18 protein-coding genes and 4 tRNA genes are annotated in these 17,311 nt (G+C 45.4%); 20 read left to right on the top strand and 2 right to left on the bottom strand.

Annotation, left to right across the window (positions count from 1 at the left end; all coding sequences use genetic code 11):
* Both B0E43_RS29315 and B0E43_RS29310 read left to right on the top strand, forming a co-directional pair.
* Positions 1 to 231 carry a hypothetical protein gene (locus B0E43_RS29315; RefSeq protein WP_077348996.1) on the top strand — a complete coding sequence of 77 codons (231 nt, stop codon included), beginning with the start codon at positions 1 to 3 and terminating at the stop codon, positions 229 to 231.
* Positions 191 to 568, top strand: coding sequence for a type II toxin-antitoxin system PemK/MazF family toxin (locus B0E43_RS29310; RefSeq protein WP_077348994.1), 378 nt, complete (start codon positions 191 to 193; stop codon positions 566 to 568). Before B0E43_RS29315 ends, B0E43_RS29310 begins: the two co-directional genes overlap by 41 nt.
* 51 nt (positions 569 to 619) lie before the next feature.
* Here B0E43_RS29310 and fabG read toward each other — a convergent pair whose 3' ends face one another.
* The gene (gene fabG, locus B0E43_RS29305; protein ID WP_077348992.1) at positions 620 to 1,366 is read right to left on the bottom strand and encodes a 3-oxoacyl-[acyl-carrier-protein] reductase; all 747 of its coding nucleotides are present in this window, start codon (positions 1,364 to 1,366) and stop codon (positions 620 to 622) included.
* A 292-nt stretch (positions 1,367 to 1,658) separates the two neighbouring features.
* Between fabG and lpdA the strand changes: the two genes are divergently transcribed.
* From lpdA to B0E43_RS29240, 13 genes are all read left to right on the top strand, one after another.
* Positions 1,659 to 3,056, top strand: coding sequence for a dihydrolipoyl dehydrogenase (gene lpdA, locus B0E43_RS29300; protein ID WP_077348990.1), 1,398 nt, complete (start codon positions 1,659 to 1,661; stop codon positions 3,054 to 3,056).
* Between the two features lie 92 nt (positions 3,057 to 3,148).
* Positions 3,149 to 3,682, top strand: a complete 534-nt coding sequence (locus tag B0E43_RS29295) for an RNA polymerase sigma factor (RefSeq protein WP_077348988.1) — start codon at positions 3,149 to 3,151, stop codon at positions 3,680 to 3,682.
* The gene (locus tag B0E43_RS29290) at positions 3,682 to 4,503 is read left to right on the top strand and encodes an anti-sigma factor domain-containing protein (protein WP_077348986.1); all 822 of its coding nucleotides are present in this window, start codon (positions 3,682 to 3,684) and stop codon (positions 4,501 to 4,503) included. The genes B0E43_RS29295 and B0E43_RS29290 overlap by 1 nt, the downstream gene beginning before the upstream one ends.
* 97 nt (positions 4,504 to 4,600) lie before the next feature.
* The gene (locus B0E43_RS29285) at positions 4,601 to 5,050 is read left to right on the top strand and encodes a DUF2721 domain-containing protein (RefSeq protein ID WP_077349362.1); all 450 of its coding nucleotides are present in this window, start codon (positions 4,601 to 4,603) and stop codon (positions 5,048 to 5,050) included.
* A 2-nt stretch (positions 5,051 to 5,052) separates the two neighbouring features.
* Entirely contained in the window at positions 5,053 to 6,066 is a 1,014-nt protein-coding gene (locus B0E43_RS29280; protein ID WP_077348984.1) for a low specificity L-threonine aldolase, read from the top strand.
* Positions 6,067 to 6,151: 85 nt separating this feature from the next.
* On the top strand, positions 6,152 to 7,414 hold the full coding sequence (locus tag B0E43_RS29275) for a replication-associated recombination protein A (protein ID WP_077348982.1): 1,263 nt from the start codon (positions 6,152 to 6,154) through the stop codon (positions 7,412 to 7,414).
* Between the two features lie 159 nt (positions 7,415 to 7,573).
* Positions 7,574 to 7,648: transfer RNA gene (locus tag B0E43_RS29270), tRNA-Val, on the top strand.
* 48 nt (positions 7,649 to 7,696) lie between these two features.
* Positions 7,697 to 7,771: transfer RNA gene (locus tag B0E43_RS29265), tRNA-Val, on the top strand.
* A 45-nt stretch (positions 7,772 to 7,816) separates the two neighbouring features.
* Entirely contained in the window at positions 7,817 to 8,065 is a 249-nt protein-coding gene (locus B0E43_RS29260) for a GIY-YIG nuclease family protein (protein WP_077348980.1), read from the top strand.
* A 110-nt stretch (positions 8,066 to 8,175) separates the two neighbouring features.
* Positions 8,176 to 8,424 carry a GIY-YIG nuclease family protein gene (locus B0E43_RS29255; protein ID WP_077348978.1) on the top strand — a complete coding sequence of 83 codons (249 nt, stop codon included), beginning with the start codon at positions 8,176 to 8,178 and terminating at the stop codon, positions 8,422 to 8,424.
* A tRNA-Cys gene (locus B0E43_RS29250) sits at positions 8,420 to 8,489 on the top strand. Before B0E43_RS29255 ends, B0E43_RS29250 begins: the two co-directional genes overlap by 5 nt.
* A 45-nt stretch (positions 8,490 to 8,534) precedes the next feature.
* Positions 8,535 to 8,783, top strand: coding sequence for a GIY-YIG nuclease family protein (locus B0E43_RS29245; protein WP_077348978.1), 249 nt, complete (start codon positions 8,535 to 8,537; stop codon positions 8,781 to 8,783).
* Positions 8,779 to 8,848, top strand: a tRNA-Cys gene (locus tag B0E43_RS29240). The genes B0E43_RS29245 and B0E43_RS29240 overlap by 5 nt, the downstream gene beginning before the upstream one ends.
* A gap of 119 nt (positions 8,849 to 8,967) precedes the next feature.
* Here B0E43_RS29240 and B0E43_RS29235 read toward each other — a convergent pair.
* The gene (locus B0E43_RS29235) at positions 8,968 to 10,794 is read right to left on the bottom strand and encodes a TonB-dependent siderophore receptor (protein WP_077349360.1); all 1,827 of its coding nucleotides are present in this window, start codon (positions 10,792 to 10,794) and stop codon (positions 8,968 to 8,970) included.
* A 158-nt stretch (positions 10,795 to 10,952) separates the two neighbouring features.
* Between B0E43_RS29235 and B0E43_RS29230 the strand changes: the two genes are divergently transcribed.
* The 5 genes from B0E43_RS29230 (at position 10,953) to B0E43_RS29210 (ending at position 17,195) form a co-directional block, all read left to right on the top strand.
* Positions 10,953 to 12,911, top strand: coding sequence for a M1 family metallopeptidase (locus B0E43_RS29230; protein WP_077348976.1), 1,959 nt, complete (start codon positions 10,953 to 10,955; stop codon positions 12,909 to 12,911).
* A 201-nt stretch (positions 12,912 to 13,112) separates the two neighbouring features.
* The gene (locus B0E43_RS29225) at positions 13,113 to 14,234 is read left to right on the top strand and encodes a hypothetical protein (protein WP_077348974.1); all 1,122 of its coding nucleotides are present in this window, start codon (positions 13,113 to 13,115) and stop codon (positions 14,232 to 14,234) included.
* Between the two features lie 67 nt (positions 14,235 to 14,301).
* A complete protein-coding gene (locus B0E43_RS29220) occupies positions 14,302 to 15,345 on the top strand; it encodes a sensor histidine kinase (protein ID WP_077348972.1) in 1,044 nt (347 codons plus the stop codon).
* Positions 15,342 to 16,430 (top strand): histidine kinase, encoded by a 1,089-nt coding sequence (locus tag B0E43_RS29215; protein ID WP_077348970.1) that lies wholly within the window; start codon positions 15,342 to 15,344, stop codon positions 16,428 to 16,430. Before B0E43_RS29220 ends, B0E43_RS29215 begins: the two co-directional genes overlap by 4 nt.
* Complete coding sequence (locus tag B0E43_RS29210) at positions 16,431 to 17,195, top strand: LytTR family DNA-binding domain-containing protein (protein ID WP_077348968.1); 765 nt, start codon at positions 16,431 to 16,433, stop codon at positions 17,193 to 17,195.
* Positions 17,196 to 17,311 lie beyond the last annotated feature (116 nt).

Raw genomic sequence — 17,311 nt, 5'->3', positions numbered from 1 at the left:
ATGAAAGCCATTGAAATTAAGACGATTACCAAATCTGACGGAAGCATTTCTCTCGAATCTACTGGATTGAAAGGAGGAATAGCGGTGAGGGTTTTGATTCTTTCAGAAGATGAGGAGTTAGAGGAAAAGAATTACCTAAGATTCCTCTCCAATAATCCAGCACTTGATTTTTTAAACGAACCTGAAGAAGATGTCTACTCGATCAAAGACGGAAAACCTTTCAAAAATTAGAGGAAAGATCGTCCTTGTACCCTTTCCATTTGAAGATTTTTCTACTCGAAAAGTTCGCCCAGCACTTTGCCTTTCTGAACCCATTGGGAAATTTGAACATGTTATCGTTGCATTTATTTCAAGTAAAATCAGTGATCAGCTCGAAGAAACAGAACTGGAATTAAATCCAATGGATAATCTATGGCAGAAAACCGGCTTAATAACCAAATCAATACTTAAGCTTCACAAAATGGTAGCTTTGCCAAAAAATCTAATATTGAGAGAATTAGGAATGTTCCCCCAGGACAAAAAACATGAGCTTGACCATAAAATTAAAGAAATTTTTGGTTTGAAATAAAAACGGCTGAATCTCTCCAGCCGTCGTAAATCGTAAATCAAAAATCGTAAATCAAGTATACATCGCTCCATTTACATGAAGGACCTGTCCTGATATATAGCTGCTCATTTCTGAGGCTAGGAAGACACAGGCATTGGCCACTTCTTCGGGCTGTCCTCCACGCTTCATCGGGATTCCGTCTCGCCAGCCTTGAACAGTTTTTTCATCCAAAGCTTCAGTCATTTCCGTCTCGATAAATCCCGGGGCAATGGCGTTGCAACGGATGTTTCGTGATCCCAGCTCCAAAGCAACTGACTTCGTGAACCCTATGATTCCGGCTTTGGATGCGGCATAGTTTGCTTGGCCGGCGTTGCCTTTCACACCGACTACTGAGGTCATGTTGATGATCGAGCCAGCCTTTGCCTTCATCATAGTTCTGGAAGCTGCCTTTACTGTATTGAAGCAGGACTTCAGGTTTACGTTCATGATTTCGTCCCAAGATTCCTCAGTCATTCTCATAAGCAGATTGTCGCGGGTGATTCCGGCATTGTTGACCAAAATGTCCAACGCACCAAAATCCGCCACTACATCAGTAATCAGTTGCTCCGCAGCTTTGTAATCTGAAGCATCAGATCGATACCCTTTGGCTTTCACCCCAAAAGCAGCCAATTCTGATTCCAATGCCTGTCCTTTTTCCACACTGGACAAAAAAGTAAATGCGACATTGGCTCCCTCGAGCGCATAGCGAATGGCAATAGCTCTTCCAATTCCTTTAGAAGCTCCTGTGACCAGGGCGGTTTTTCCTGAAAGTAATCCCATGAAGTGTAAAATTTTGTTTGGCCAAAATTAGAAAAAAAGCCCGGACTTCCGCTTTTTGTCAGCTCTCCGAAATGGTTTTTACCTGAAAGCCAAAGAATTAATCCTTCAAAAACGCGAATCACAAAAGATTAGCCATGTGATTGAAGAATTTGTAAAATTATTCTCAAAAACCCATAAAATATTCAGTCTGAGCAGCTTTTCGATTGAATAACTTGAATAATATCCGATTTTTTTCTGAAGGCAAAAGACCTATTTTTGCAGAGTTTCAATTGTAATCAAACCCTCTTTAGATATGTCTTCGACAAAATTTGACTTGATCGTGCTGGGAAGCGGGCCAGGCGGATATGTAGCCGCCATTCGCGCTTCACAACTCGGTCTGAAAACCGCCATCGTAGAAGCTGCCGAGTTAGGCGGTATTTGCCTTAACTGGGGCTGTATTCCGACCAAAGCTTTGCTGAAAAGTGCACAGGTTTTTGAATACATCAACCACGCAGCGGATTACGGGATCACCGTCAAGGATGCGAGTGCTGATTTCACAGGCATTGTCAAAAGAAGTCGAGGCGTAGCGGATGGAATGAGCAAGGGGGTTACTTTTTTGATGAAGAAGAACAAAATCGAAGTCATCACAGGCTGGGGCAAAATCCAACCCGGCAAAAAAGTCGAAGTTGCTGACAAAGACGGAAATAAGACTGTCTATGCCGCTGACAACATCATCATTGCCACCGGTGCCAGATCACGTGAATTGCCTTCGATGAAGATCGACGATAAGAAAATCATCGGCTATCGCAAGGCTTTGACTCTGGAGAAACTGCCAAAGAAAATGGTCGTGGTAGGTTCCGGGGCCATCGGAATTGAGTTTGCTTATTTCTATTCTACTCTTGGTACTGAGGTGACAATCGTAGAATTCATGGACCGAATCGTTCCAATTGAAGATGCGGAAGTGTCCAAAATGCTTGAAAAAATCTACAAGAAAGCTGGGATGAAGATCATGACTTCTTCGGAAGTGACTGCGGTCGATACCAAAGGAGCAGGCTGTAAGGTGACTGTGAAAACCGCCAAAGGCGATGAATTCCTGGAATGCGACATTGTCCTTTCAGCCGCTGGTGTGGTTTCAAATCTTGAGAACATCGGTTTGGAAGACGTTGGGATTTTGGTTGAAAAAGGCAAAATCAAAGTAGATGAATACTACAAAACCAATATGCCTGGTTATTATGCCATCGGTGATGTGATCCCAGGTCCGGCTTTGGCTCACGTAGCATCTGCAGAAGGCATTACTTGCGTGGAAAAAATCGCCGGTCATCATCCTGAGCCAATTAACTATGGAAACATCCCGGGCTGTACTTATTGCTCTCCAGAGATTGCATCGGTTGGCTTCACAGAAGCAAAAGCCATCGAAGCAGGATACGAAGTGAGAATAGGCAAATTCCCATTTTCAGCCTCCGGAAAAGCTTCAGCAGCCGGAGCCAAAGACGGTTTTGTGAAACTTGTGTTTGATAAAAAATACGGAGAACTCCTTGGCGCTCACATGATCGGAGCCAACGTAACTGAAATGATCGCCGAGATCGTAGCCATCCGCAAATTGGAGACCACAGGTCTTGAATTAGTCAAAACCATCCATCCACACCCCACCATGTCCGAAGCGATCATGGAAGCAGCAGCAGCGGCTTACGATGAGGTAATCCACCTTTAAAAAAATATAATTCTAAAATAATCTGACACCAGGCTTAAACATTGAGCCTGGTGTTTTACTTTTAAGTGTGTACCACCACAACCCAACCACTTTTGCAGGAAGATGAACTGATCGCCGGCCTGAGAACCAGAGACCGGAAAACGACCGAATACCTCTACGAAAAATATTCGAGAGCTTTGTTTGCCGTGATATCCAGAATCATCGCCGACTCGGATATCGCCGAGGAAGTCTTTCATGACGCGTTCATCAAAATCATCAAAAAAATTGATTCCTACGAAGAGTCAAAAGGCCGCTTATACACTTGGATGGCCAATATTTGCCGCAATTCTGCCATTGATAAGCTTCGATCAAAAGAAATCTCCCAATCTTCTAAGACCAACACAATCGATGATTTCGTATATGGCCTCGAAAGTCAATCCGGCACTATGGAACAGATAGAGGGGATAGGAGTCAAAGAATTGATGAATAATCTCAACGAGGATCAACGATTTATCATTGAGTATATTTATTTTAAAGGTTACACCCATTCAGAAGTCTCGGAGGAATTTGATATTCCCCTCGGCACGGTCAAATCCCGCGTCAGGGCTGCACTTCAGGTATTAAAAAAGAACTTAGACAGAATCTAGTGAATATTCAAGACTACATCGAATCAGGCAAACTCGAGCTCTTTCTTCTAGGAGAGCTGACTGAGCGTGAGCGCGAAGAAGTGCTGACACTGGCTAAGGAATACCCGGAAATTCAGCGGGAACTTGATACCTTGGAGGAAACCTTATTTTCCTTTGATCAGGCTTCAGGACCTGCCCCATCGGCACAAGTAAAAGATAAAATCTTGGCGAGTCTGGAACCGGAATTCCGGAAAGCGGAGGGACCTAAAACTCTTTCTACACCAACCGAAGCCAAAACTGTGAAAATTTCTCCCTGGAAAAATTTTGCAGTAGCTGCCTCAATTGTAGCGGTGATAGCAAGCGCAGCTGCGGTCTACTTTGCCGGCAAATTCTACGACACGGAGGAGAAATTCACCGCGCTGCTTCAGGACCAGCAAGTGATGGCTGATAATCTGAATCAGGTCAAACTCGAGTTTGAAGAAACAGATTCCCGACTGGATCGCTTGGTATCCGGCGACTTCAAACGGGTACAAATGATCGGAGAGACACTTCCGATGCAGAAAGACGCCAAAGTGGATGTCTTCTGGGATCAAAAAGCCCAGGAGGTATTCGTCGCGGTAAACACGCTAAATTCGCTTTCGGCAGATTTTGACTACCAACTTTGGGCAATAGGCAAAGATGGTCCGGTGGGCATCGGGCTGGTAAATCCCGGTGAAAAATTCACCCTCCAGCAAATGGAGGCCGTTGCCGAGGCTGGCGCGTTTGCGATCACTATCGAGCCAAAAGGTGGATCAAAAGCACCAACACTTGAAAAATTGGTGGTCTTAGGAGAAACTGCGTAAGCGTCATGAGTAGAATCTTCTCAAAGCCCGGTTTTGAAATCGGGCTTTTTTCGTGGCTTTTGCTGAACTTATGGTTCTATCCTGCACTTTTGAATCCATGGAACTCCAACTCTCCACCCCTGCCCTACTTTTCTCGGCAATCACGTTATTGATGCTGGCTTTTACCAACCGATTTTTGGCGATTGCCACTCTGATCCGGGGATTGCACAAAAACTACCTCAAGGAACCGGATTCCGAACTAATCGTCGAGCAAATTCACAATCTCCGCCACAGGCTGACACTCATCAAAAACATGCAGCTTTTCGGAGTTTTCAGTTTTTTACTCTGCGTGATTTGTATGTATTTGCTTTTCCAAGGCTACACTTCCGCAGCCAATTGGGTGTTTGTAGTCAGCATGCTTTCACTCTTGATCTCCCTCGGAATTTCTTTGGTAGAAATCCAGATTTCAACCAAAGCCCTGAACCTGGAACTTTCGGATATGGAGGGAATCTTTGAAAAGCGGAAGAGCAGCTTGGACATTTTCTTTAAAAAAGACGAAAAGAATTAAGAATGTTAATTGATCTGAGAAGTGATACAGTGACCCGGCCGACTCCGGGAATGAAGGAAGCCATGTTTTCTGCCCAGATAGGGGATGATGTCTTTGGAGAGGATCCGACAGTCAATGCCTTAGAGGAGAAAATCGCCCAACTCTTTGGAATGGAAGCGGCACTTTTTTGCCCATCCGGCACCATGACCAATCAGATCGCGATCCGCCTCCATACTGGACCGCAACGGGAAGTAATCTGTCATCAGCATTCCCACATTTACCTTTATGAAGGCGGCGGCATCATGGCCAACTCCCTTGCTTCGGTGAAGCTTTTGGATGGGAATTTGGGAAAAATAGATGCGACACAGATCGCCACTTCAATAAATCCAGATGATGTCCATGCACCGGAAACAGCTTTGGTTTCATTGGAAAACACCATGAACAAAGGCGGAGGAAGCATTTATACGCTGGATGAAATCAAACCGATACATGCGCTTTGCAGAGAAAAAGGCATCAAACTCCATCTGGACGGCGCAAGGCTTTTTAACGCCTTGGTGGAAACGGGTGAAAGACCTTCAGATTGGGGAGCGCAGTTTGACACAATTTCCATTTGCCTGAGCAAGGGCTTAGGCTGTCCGATTGGTTCGGTTTTGCTGGGTTCCAAAGCAGATATCAAGCGCGCGAGAAAAGTCCGCAAAGTTTTTGGTGGCGGTATGCGACAGGCCGGTTTTCTGGCTGCTGCCGGAATCTATGCCCTCGATCATCAAGTCGACAGATTGAAGGAAGATCACGCGAGAGCGAGGGCTTTGGGAAAAATGCTCGAAGCGCTACCAATAGTAAGTGATGTCTTCCCCGTTGCAACCAACATCGTGATCGCACGGTTGGAGGGAATTTCACCCGAAAGCCTTATGAAAAAACTCGCTGAGCACGACATTAAATCCGTCAAATTCGGTGCAGATCTGGTTCGCTTTGTCACCCATCATGATTTTGGAGATGACCAGCTGGAGGCGTTTGGGAAGAGGATTATAAAAATGTGAGACCTCAGATTTAAGACGCAAGACAATAGATTTGTTTTGCTTTCGAAGTCTCAAGTCTTGTATCTAACGTCTTGAATCTAATAAAATGAACCCCACTCCCCTAGCCGAGCGAATGCGTCCTACCCGATTGGAAGATCTGATCGGTCAGGAGCACTTGTCTTCTCCCAATTCATTTCTTTACAAAGCCATCAAGGCGGGAAATGTGCCGTCAATGATCCTTTGGGGGCCTCCCGGAGTAGGGAAAACCACCATTGCCAACATCATAGCCAATGAGATCAAAGCACCATTTTATACTCTAAGTGCGATCAATTCCGGGGTCAAAGATATCCGGGAAGTCATTGAAAAAGCCAGGTTCCAGCAAGGTGTCGTGCTTTTCATCGACGAGATCCACCGCTTCAACAAATCACAACAGGATGCACTTTTGGGTGCTGTGGAGAAAGGCACAATTCGACTTATCGGTGCCACTACCGAAAACCCTTCCTTTGAGGTCAATGGAGCTTTGCTTTCCCGATGCCAGGTTTTTACCCTTAATTCCCTGGGGAAACCTGAGCTTGAAGCCATGATGCGACAAGCTTTGGAAAAGGATTCTGACCTGAAAAAAATACGCGTCGAACTCAAAGAAATCGATGCCTTGCTTCGAATCTCAGGTGGAGACGGTCGAAAGCTCCTCAACCTGCTCGAAATCGTCATCGACGGGATCAATGAGAATCCCTGCGTGATCACCGATGAGATCGTCATGCAGATCGCCCAGCAAAAGGTTGCTCTTTATGACAAATCCGGCGAACAGCATTACGATATCATTTCGGCTTTTATCAAATCCATCCGCGGCTCGGATCCCAATGCTGCAGTTTACTGGCTGGCACGAATGATTGAAGGAGGAGAAGATGTCAAATTCATCGCCCGGAGACTCGTGATCCTTTCGTCTGAAGACATCGGCAATGCCAACCCAAATGCGCTGCTTTTAGCGACAAATTGCTTTGAGGCGGTCAAAATCATCGGCTATCCGGAGGCAAGGATTATCCTGTCCCAATGCGTCACCTATTTGGCGAGCTCACCAAAAAGCAACGCTTCTTATATGGCCATCAATCAAGCGCAGGCTTTGGTTAAGGAAAAAGGTGATTTATCCGTTCCACTTCACCTTAGAAATGCGCCGACCAAGCTGATGAAGGATCTGAACTACGGCAAAGCCTACAAGTATTCCCACGACTTTCCCGGCAACTTTGTAGAGCAGGAGTTTTTACCTGATGAAATCAAAGGAACCAAACTCTACGATCCTGGGGAAAATGCCCGTGAAAATGAGTTGAGGAAATACCTTTCGGGAAAGTGGAAGGGGAAATATGGATATTGATGGATTTGAGGTTTGAAATTTGAAATTTGAAATACTCCTAGAATCACAAACCCTAAAAAAATTAATTCTTCTCATTTTCAAATAATTGTAAGCGAAGCCAAATTTTTATTTGCCTTTAAAAAATTAGAATCTACCTTTGCAATCCGTTTGATAAGCAACGGGAGTTTAGCTCAGCTGGTTCAGAGCATCTGCCTTACAAGCAGAGGGTCGGGGGTTCGAATCCCTCAACTCCCACATTCAGATCTAATCGCAAGTGATTAGAATTTTTCAAGTTAGTCCTTAGGGAGTTTAGCTCAGCTGGTTCAGAGCATCTGCCTTACAAGCAGAGGGTCGGGGGTTCGAATCCCTCAACTCCCACATCAAAGCCTTAGATCTATCTGAGGCTTTTTTTATTTTTAGCCCATATCTTGCTTTTTCTACGTCCTTTTCTCAAAGTCCAAAGACAGATTCTATGTCGGCCATACCTGTGAAGCCTTGCAAGAAAGACTTAGAAAACACAACTCAAATCATAGTGGGTTTACTGGCTCAACTGCTGATTGGACAATAGTTTACTCCGAAGAATTCTCTGAAAAAGCTTCTGCTCACTCTAGAGAAAGACAAGTAAAATCATGGAAGTCAAGAGATAAAATCGAACAATTAATCCACACTTAGCTCAGCTGGTTTCGTGCATCCCGATGCAATCGGGAGGGTCGGGGGTTCGAATCCCTCAACTCCCACATCAAAGCCTCAGATTTTTCTGAGGCTTTTTTTATTTTTAGCCCATGCCTTGCTTTTTCTACGTCCTTTTCTCAAAGTCTAAAGACAGATTCTATGTTGGCCATACCTGTGAAGCCTTGCAAGAAAGACTAAGAAAACACAACTCAAATCATAGAGGGTTTACTGGCTCAACTGCTGATTGGACAATCGTTTACTCCGAAGAATTCTCTGAAAAAGCTTCTGCTCACTCTAGAGAAAGACAAGTAAAATCTTGGAAGTCAAGAGCTAAAATCGAACAATTAATCCACTCGTAGCTCAGCTAGTTTAGTGCATCCCGATGCAATCGGGAGGTTCGAGGGTTCGAATCCCTCAACTCCCACATCAAAGCCTCAGATTTTTCTGAGGCTTTTTTTATTTTTAGCCCATGCCTTGCTTTTTCTACGTCCTTTTCTCAAAGTCTAAAGACAGATTCTATGTTGGCCATACCTGTGAAGCCTTGCAAGAAAGACTAAGAAAACACAACTCAAATCATAGAGGGTTTACTGGCTCAACTGCTGATTGGACAATCGTTTACTCCGAAGAATTCTCTGAAAAAGCTTCTGCTCACTCTAGAGAAAGACAAGTAAAATCTTGGAAGTCAAGAGCTAAAATCGAACAATTAATCCACTCGTAGCTCAGCTAGTTTAGTGCATCCCGATGCAATCGGGAGGTTCGAGGGTTCGAATCCCTCAACTCCCACATCAAAGCCTTAGATCTATCTGAGGCTTTTTTGTTTCTAGACCTTTGTGAAAGGATAAATAAAAAAGCCATCCCAAAAAATGGAATGGCCTAAATGCTTTTTTTCCAGCAACGTCCGGCTACTCCAAATTCACCATAAACCCGGCTCTAAACCATCTTCCGGGCATTTGGACTGTCCCTGCTTCCACATAATCTGTATCGGTGATATTGGACGCTTCTGCAAAGAATCCCAGCTTGCCCAGACGATTGTAGTCTACGCGCATGTCGAGGATAAAATAAGGATCTTGGCTGATGCGCTCCACATAGCGCATTTTGGTATTCCATTCGATCTTTTTCCCGAATCCAACCAAAACACCTCCGATCAATTGATTTTTCAATGCAGTAAGGGCATATCGGGACTCCACACCAGGTTGCTCGTCAAACTTGGAATCAATGAAATTGTAGGACAGCATCAATTCTTTGAGCTGAACAGTCTTACCACTGGGATTTACCCGATAATAAGCAGAGGCTTCTACTCCGTTGAAAGTAACTTCATTGAAATTTTGAGGCTGCCAAGGTTGATCCGCTGAATTTCTGGTCCATTCGATCAGGTTTTCGGTGTACCGGTTGAAGTAAACCAATTCCCCTCTCCAGTTGGAATGGGACCATTTTCCTCCAAACTCAAATGACCTTGCCTGCTCGGGCTGTAAATCCGGGTTCCCGATATTGGTTGGACCGACATAATACAAATCGGTATAGGTGGGAATACGAAAACTAGACCCGATTCCTGAATACAAGCGGATTGACTTCGTTGCTTGGAATCCTACTTCCAAACCAGGAAAATGCTTCCAGCCATATTCGGAATAATAGTTGGAATACAAGCCAGCCCGGATATCGGTTTTATCGCCCAAATTGACAAGTTGCTCCAGGAAAATCCCGGTCAAGGTACGGTCATGGTCACCCAGGTTTGTGCTTTCAATTTGTTCTTTTCTGACCTCCAAGCCAAACCCGGTGACTCCCAATTTGCTTTTGTAGCTTCCGTTAGTTTCGAGGGCAAAGACATCTGAAGTATGGAAGTTTTGATAAAACTCCGGCTCATTTTTTCGTAGCCTGTATTTATCTTCATTTCTTCTCCAATACCCTCTGGTATTGAGTGAAAATGCCCCTGAATTGAATGTGTGACTCAAAGAACCCAAAGTCGTTTGGATACTTTCCCACTGATCCGGGAAGGCTGAAGTGTAAAAACCGTTTGCTCCGAAAGTTCTATCGGCATAGGCGATCATGGCCCGAATTGAGTTTTTGGTATTCAGGTCAATCCCTCCTTCGTAAAAAATATTGCTCACCTGATAATCGGAATTGTATTGGTAACCATCGGAATCGTCGTATGAAATCGCCAGGTTTTGTTTGTATTTACCAGCTGGAAGTGAGCCTGCAAAATTGACCCCCTTCATTCCAAAATCTCCGGCATATCCCTGAAGTTTCAGGCTTCTGGTGTCGCTCAGGCTCGTGATGACATTCACCGCTCCGGTATAGGCATTTTGACCAAAAATCCGGGATGCCGGGCCCTTCAATACCTCCACCCGGTCGATATTGACCAAAGGAACTGGAATATTCATCATGTGATGGCCAGTCTGGGGATCGCTGAGCTTGATCCCGTTGAGCAACATCAGCGTCTGCTCAAAGGATCCCCCTCGGATCCCAATATCCGCCTGAACTCCCGTCACGCCGCGCTGACGCACGTCTACACCCGGAACAAAACTCAGAACCTCCTGGAGGCTTCTTGCCGGGGTTGTTTCGATTTGTTGCCGATCAACCAAAGAAATGTTTCTGCTTTGCTTTGAAAAAGGGATTTGAATTCGGTTTTCCTGGATGACAATTTCATCCAATTTCTGGGTAGTGGTGTCAGTTTGTGCTTTTGCCTGGGCAGACAAAAGGGCCAAACCTCCAATTAACAGTGCTTTTTTCATCAAGGTGGTTGTGAAATTTAGGCTAAAGGTAAAGGGCTTTTTTCCCTCCATCCAACCAAAACGGAAATCAAAAATTTGATAAATGGTTTTTCATTCATCAAAAAAGCATTTATCGAAAACTACATTCTCCCTATTTTCGGCCCCAAATAAAAAGTTTGATGAGAAAAATGAAATTACTGGGATTGACTTTGTCTCTGTGTATTCTGTCAGGAAGTCTATCCGTTTTTGCCCAGCAGGCAAAAGAAAATAATCAGAAGGACTTTTCGGAATTTCTGGACCGAAAGGGAAACAGCTACCGAACCGCTTCAGGAAAACCCGGCGAAGCCTACTGGCAAAATGCCGCGGATTACCAAATCGAAGTGGCGCTGGATGAAGCTAACTTCAGGCTTTCCGGAAAAGTCACCATCACCTACACCAACAACAGCCCCGAATCGCTTGATTTCATCTGGCTGCAACTGGAGCAAAACCGATTCACTCCAACTTCCAGAGGCACTTTGACCACTCCTCCTCAGGGAAACCGATACAACGGAGATACTGATGGTGGAAATGACATTACTAATGTCCTTGCTAAAGTCGGTGCCAAAGGAGCCAATTCCTCCAAGTTCCTGATCGAAGACACCCGGATGCAAGTTTGGTTTGCTGAACCGATTCCTGCAAAAGGTGGCAAAGCCACCGTTTCCATGGATTTTTCTTTCAAAGTTCCCCAAAAAGGAATGGACCGGATGGGCAGATTGAAAGTGAAAGACGGCTGGATTTATGCCTTTGCCCAATGGTATCCAAAAGTGGCGGTTTTCGACGAAATTGAAGGATGGAATGTCGAACCTTACCTGGGTGCTGGAGAATTTTATCTCGAATACGGAACCTTTGATTACAAAGTGACTGTGCCCTACAATCACATCGTGGTTGGTTCCGGCAAACTGATGAATCCGAATGAAGTGCTGAGCAAGGAACTTCAAAACCGCTTGGCGAAAGCTTCCTCAAGTGACGAAACCGTTTATTTGGTTTCTCCTGAAGAAATCAAAAACACCCAACTCACCCGACCTAAGCAGGAAGGAACAGTGACCTGGCACTTTAGAATTCAAAATGCAAGAGACATCGCTTTTGCCACCTCAGATTCCTTCATCTGGGATGCTTCAAAAATCAATCTTCCCTCTGGAAAAACAGCTTTGGCCCAGTCCGTCTATCCGATGGAAAGCAACGGAAAGGACGCCTGGACCAGATCCACCGAATACACTAAAGCTTCCATCGAACATTATTCCGAGCAGTGGTATGAATTCCCTTATGAAACAGCCACCAATGTCGCAGCCGAAATCGGCGGAATGGAATATCCGGGGCTGAATTTCTGCCATTACAATTCCAAAGGCGCGTCCCTTTGGGGAGTGACCGATCACGAATTTGGGCACAACTGGTTCCCGATGATTGTAGGCACCAACGAAAGACGCTATGCCTGGATGGACGAAGGATTCAACACCTTTATCAACCACTACAGCTCCAACGCGTTCAACAACGGCGAGTATCCTTCTAATTTGAATCAAACCCGTAGATTCAATTCTTATTTCACCAGTGAAAGCCGGGAAGGAATCGACAACTATCCCGACGTGACCGACCTCCGAAACCTTGGAATGGTGGCCTACCGCAAGCCTGGAATCGGCTTAGTGATGTTGAGAGAATATATCCTCGGTCCTGAGCGATTTGACAATGCTTTCAAATCCTACATCAAAACCTGGGCATACAAGCATCCACAGCCTGCTGATTTCTTCAATCACATGGAAAATGTGGCTGGAGAAAATCTCTCTTGGTTTTGGAAAGGCTGGTTCTATGGCAACGGAAACATCGACCTTGGAATCACTGCTGTGCAGCCTTACGGTGGAAATTACCTGATCCATCTCGAAAACAAAGGCGACTTCCCAATGCCTGTGGTCTTAGAAGTAGCCTATGAAGATGGTTCAAAAGAAAGAGTGAAACTTCCTGTGGAAATCTGGCAGCGAGGTGACACTTGGTCCCATCTCCACAAAACGGACAAGAAAGTGAAATCAGTGGAAATCGATCCCGACAAAATCATGACCGACATCAATCTTGGAAATGACCTTTGGCCGGTAGAACTCTACAAAAAATAATGAAAAGGCTCCCAATTGAATTTGGGAGCCTTTTTTGTTTGCTTCACCGATGCTTACCACTACCAGCCAAAGAATCGGCAAAAGATTCAGGACAATCCTACTACGATTCAGTCCATTAATCTTACAACTGGCTGCAATTGATTTTTTAACCGACACACCATCTTCCATCTTGGTATCATAATTCCAAATCGAACAAGACCTATGAAAAACTACTACACTATTTACCGGCTTTTTTTGCTGCTGCTGACTCTTTCTTGTCCGCTGTTTTGCGGTGAAGTACTCGCTCAGTCCGGAACAACCATTGCGCAATCGAAAGGTACCTCAAGATGGACAGTCAATGACGACAACCAAAAATCCAGCCTGGAGACCAATGGAAAGATCAGCGTGTCAGATGACGAGAAAAGCATCAGCGCCATCTCTCAGGGAGGCTACCTCAAGATCGAAAAAACCACTTTCGGCAATTCCAGATCCCTGTTCATCACCAACAAAAGTGGCAGTCTGGACTACGAATACAAGGAAGGTGGTCGGACAAAGCCCTTCGAGCCAGATGGAAAAATCTGGCTAAGCGAAATCCTCCCAGAGCTGCTCAACTCCACGACCATCGCTGCAGAGTCACGGGTGGATCGATTCTACGCCAAAGGTGGCACGAAATCAGTCTTGGGTATTCTCCCACAACTCAAAGGGGACCATGTGAAGTCTACCTACCTTTCCCTTTTGATGAAGAAAAATCTGAGTAAGGCAGACATGGTTGCGGTCATTGACGCTGTCCCTTCTAACATGGACTCAGATCATTTCAAGTTAGAAGTGTACAAACAAATCCCTGCATCCTACTTTGAGGACATCAATCAGCTCACCGAAGTGGTCAGCAATCTTGACTCCGACCATTTCAAAGCCCAACTGCTCAAACCGATCTACAAAACCAATGTCATGAATGGTCAGGGTGAAAAAGCACTGCAACTCATCAACCTGCTCGACAGCGATCACTTCAAGGCCGACATCGCCAAAAGCATCCCTTTCGACAAAATGTCAGACCAAGACCTGCGTTTCGTTGTAGAGGATGTCATCCGCAAATTTGACTCTGATCATTTCAAAAACGACGTCCTAAAATCCATCGTCAACGCAGGAAACTTCACAGAAGCCAGGGCTTTGATCGTCATCTCCGGCGTCAATTCCATGGATAGCGACCACTTCAAGGCAGATATCCTCAAATACGTTTGCGGGAAACAAGCTTCTGAACGCGTGAAGCAACAAATCCGTGAAACAGCAAAGACAAGCATCCAGTCATCCCACTTCCTCGGTGATGTCATGAGATGCGCAGCATAAGCCCAGAAGGTTTTGTAAATTATTGCCTCGGTCGATAGGATCGGGGCTTATGTTTCGTTAACGAAAAATGAAGGAAAAACTTCTGTACTTTTTGCTTGCGACGGCGCTGGTTACCAGCCTGACCGGCTACCTCTTTTACCATGTGGGACTGATCAGCTGGATGACGGAGCTGTCCTGGAGTCAGTGGGGCATTTTGGCAGTGATGGTCTGCTCCGCAGGACTGATCATCTCCCAAGGCTACTTGTTTGTCATCCAGGTTCGACCTTGGGATCAAGGACATATCACGCGGTCTTTTGCACTTCTAACTATCCTAACCGGCGCCCTCACCGCCTATTCCTATTTTTTGGACGTGATGGTCAAGGATTGGTTGGTCAATCTTGAAGAAATAGCAACATCTCTAAGCGGAAGCTTGATGCTCAAGGGAGCATTGGTAAGTTTGATACTTAGTCTGCTGATTATCTGGATCGATTATTCCTGGTTTGCTTTTGCCAGATATTCCAAGGAGACCATCCATCGACTCAGGAATACCCGCAGCAAGAAGGAGCTTCAGTTTAATCTGCTCAGGTCACAGCTGACTCCCCACTTTCTATTCAACTCGCTCAATACTGCCTCGCATCTGACATCCGTACATCCTGAGCAAGCGGAAGAATTCATCCGGAAACTGGGATTCAATTTCACCAACCTTCTCCGAAATGGCATCCAGCCACTCAATACACTCGGTCGGGAATTGGAAATCGTGGACAACTTCATGCACCTGATGAAAGTCCGCTATGGAGATAAGGTAACCTTAGAAAAACGGATCAAAGCCGGAACTGAACCCAATTTCCTCCCAGCCTTGGGAATCCAGCTGCTCGTGGAAAACGCCTTGAAACACAATGTAGCAAGCCTGGAATCTCCGCTGAAGATCATGATCACAGCAGATCAGCTGCAGGTGGTGGTCACCAACAAAATCACCCATAAACCAGAAAACATCCAATCGACTGGGATAGGCCTTCAAAATCTAAAGGAGCGTTACCTCCATTATGGAAGGTCAATCCCTTCGATTTCTCAAACGGGAGGATTTTACGAAGTCCGACTCCCCTATATCACCCAAAGCGAGACTGACAGATGACGCCTTTTCCAGACATCAAACCCATCTATCGCCTGCTCCTTCCCCTGTTGGTAGGAATACTGGCCTACTTGGCGATCCTGTTGGCTTTCGATACTGTGGAGCGCATGATGGAGGATTTTTTCACGCGCGAGATGCTCTTTTGCGTTGTGGTAAGCATTGTCCTTTTGGAGGCAAACCGGGGGCTACTATTGGCTTTTAAGAAAAAACTGGTGTATTCCAGAGATTTCGGGAAGTACGCCGCAACACTGATTGTCCTCTCCGTGATTACCTGCATTTTCCTGGTCAGCAGCTTTCTTATCGGCTATTTTTCTTGGTTTGAAAATATGACCGAGGTAGCAGTCTATACCACTGAGCTGAAAATCTTCAACGGCATCTTCCTCTTTGTCACCCTGCTTTTTCAAAGTCACTTTCTCGGATTCTACCTCATTCACAAACGATTTGAACGGGAACTTGAAAAGGAGGCCCGCGAAAAAGAAACTCTGGATCGGAATGTAAATCTCTTTCACTACCAACTCAACCCCAATTTCTTATTGACTTGTCTGGATTCAATTCTGCTGCGACTCGGGGAAAAACAATTTGATCAGGCTGATGAAGGGATTCTTTTGCTTTCAGAAATCTACCGATATTCGCTCAATACCCAAGAAGAGCTGGTTTCGCTGGAAGAAGAACTGAATGCAATGAAAACCAAAGCTGCCTATCTCAACCAGTTTAACTCACGGAATATAGACATTCAAAACCCTGTTATTAAGGGGGAGTACCTGTTGGTTCCACGCACACTGACCAAACTTTTGGAAGCTATCGCCTATTCCCAACTTTCCTCATCCTCCTCACCGCTAAAAATCGCTGTTGAATCACATCTTGACCAACTGATTTTAAGCTTTCCCTGCAATTTTTCTCTGGTCTCCGAAGACCAATTATACCGTACACTCAAGGAAGTCCAAGAGCAATATGTCTGGCTCAACAAGGAAATGAAGTGGACCGTTAACGGAACCTTTTTCATTTATATTTCTTTGGAAAAGCCCTTTCATCCGTCTTCGGAAAAGAGTCTAAATCCGCTGTTTTCCACCACTACCAACCAGGCCTAGATGAAAGTCCTACTGATTGAAGATGAAATTCCTGCGATTGAAAAAATCACCCATTTCCTGGCCAAATACGATCCGGACTCTGAGCTGCTGGGGGTTGCCAAATCCATTGCAGAAGCCGTTCCGCTGCTGATCGAGCAAGGACCCCAAGCCGATGTGCTTTTGATGGATGTCCATTTGGAAGACGGGCTGTCTTTTCAGGCGCTGGATCGGGTTGGATTTTTCAAACCGGTGATTTTCATCACGGCACACAGCCAATACGCGCTGGAAGCCTTCCAGGCAAATGGAATCGACTATCTGGTCAAGCCAATCAGCTATGCCGCCTTTGCTGCAAGCCTGGATAAATTCCGTCAGCTTCGTGACAAGCCAGTCACGCTCCATCCCAAAGTCTGGGAACAGCTCGCCAAACCGGTCTACAAGGAACGTTTTATGGTAAAAATCGGAGAACACATTCACTCGGTGCCAGCTCCTTCGGTTCGGCTGTTTTTTGCAGAAGGGAGAAACACCTACCTGATCCGGGAGGACGGAAGAAGCCTGATCACGGACTACAAGATGGAGACGCTCGAAGAAGTCCTGAATCCGGAGATCTTTTTCCGGGTCAACAGAAGCCACATGATCAATCTGGACGCCATCAAAGACGTGTTGGTGTACTCCAACAGCAGGCTGAAGATCAATCCAAACTTCCCGTTTTCAGAGGAAATCATCGTCAGCCGGGACCGTGTGAATGCATTCAAACAGTGGTTGGACGGAGAGCGGAAAAACGATTAGTGAGTATTTACGAAATACGATTTACGACCTAAAGGCAGCATCCGGCCAATTTCCCCATTTTTCGAAGCTTCCTAATCTCGAATTTCTTAATGCCTGGCAGTAGGCGACAGCTACGA

This window comes from Algoriphagus sp. A40, from assembly GCF_002002735.1.
GTDB lineage: Bacteria > Bacteroidota > Bacteroidia > Cytophagales > Cyclobacteriaceae > Algoriphagus.
Note: the sequence above shows the minus strand (reverse complement) of the source record. Positions and strands in the feature narration are given on the sequence as shown.

Coding starts and splice junctions, on each gene's coding strand:
- B0E43_RS29235 (WP_077349360.1), bottom strand. CDS start 10,794: ATGAAAAAAGCACTGTTAATTGGAGGTTTGGCCCTTTTGTCTGCCCAG.
- B0E43_RS29255 (WP_077348978.1), top strand. CDS start 8,176: ATGCCTTGCTTTTTCTACGTCCTTTTCTCAAAGTCTAAAGACAGATTC.
- B0E43_RS29275 (WP_077348982.1), top strand. CDS start 6,152: ATGAACCCCACTCCCCTAGCCGAGCGAATGCGTCCTACCCGATTGGAA.
- B0E43_RS29285 (WP_077349362.1), top strand. CDS start 4,601: ATGGAACTCCAACTCTCCACCCCTGCCCTACTTTTCTCGGCAATCACG.
- B0E43_RS29215 (WP_077348970.1), top strand. CDS start 15,342: ATGACGCCTTTTCCAGACATCAAACCCATCTATCGCCTGCTCCTTCCC.
- B0E43_RS29230 (WP_077348976.1), top strand. CDS start 10,953: ATGAGAAAAATGAAATTACTGGGATTGACTTTGTCTCTGTGTATTCTG.
- fabG (WP_077348992.1), bottom strand. CDS start 1,366: ATGGGATTACTTTCAGGAAAAACCGCCCTGGTCACAGGAGCTTCTAAA.
- B0E43_RS29280 (WP_077348984.1), top strand. CDS start 5,053: ATGTTAATTGATCTGAGAAGTGATACAGTGACCCGGCCGACTCCGGGA.
- B0E43_RS29220 (WP_077348972.1), top strand. CDS start 14,302: ATGAAGGAAAAACTTCTGTACTTTTTGCTTGCGACGGCGCTGGTTACC.
- B0E43_RS29225 (WP_077348974.1), top strand. CDS start 13,113: ATGAAAAACTACTACACTATTTACCGGCTTTTTTTGCTGCTGCTGACT.
- lpdA (WP_077348990.1), top strand. CDS start 1,659: ATGTCTTCGACAAAATTTGACTTGATCGTGCTGGGAAGCGGGCCAGGC.
- B0E43_RS29310 (WP_077348994.1), top strand. CDS start 191: ATGTCTACTCGATCAAAGACGGAAAACCTTTCAAAAATTAGAGGAAAG.
- B0E43_RS29315 (WP_077348996.1), top strand. CDS start 1: ATGAAAGCCATTGAAATTAAGACGATTACCAAATCTGACGGAAGCATT.
- B0E43_RS29245 (WP_077348978.1), top strand. CDS start 8,535: ATGCCTTGCTTTTTCTACGTCCTTTTCTCAAAGTCTAAAGACAGATTC.
- B0E43_RS29210 (WP_077348968.1), top strand. CDS start 16,431: ATGAAAGTCCTACTGATTGAAGATGAAATTCCTGCGATTGAAAAAATC.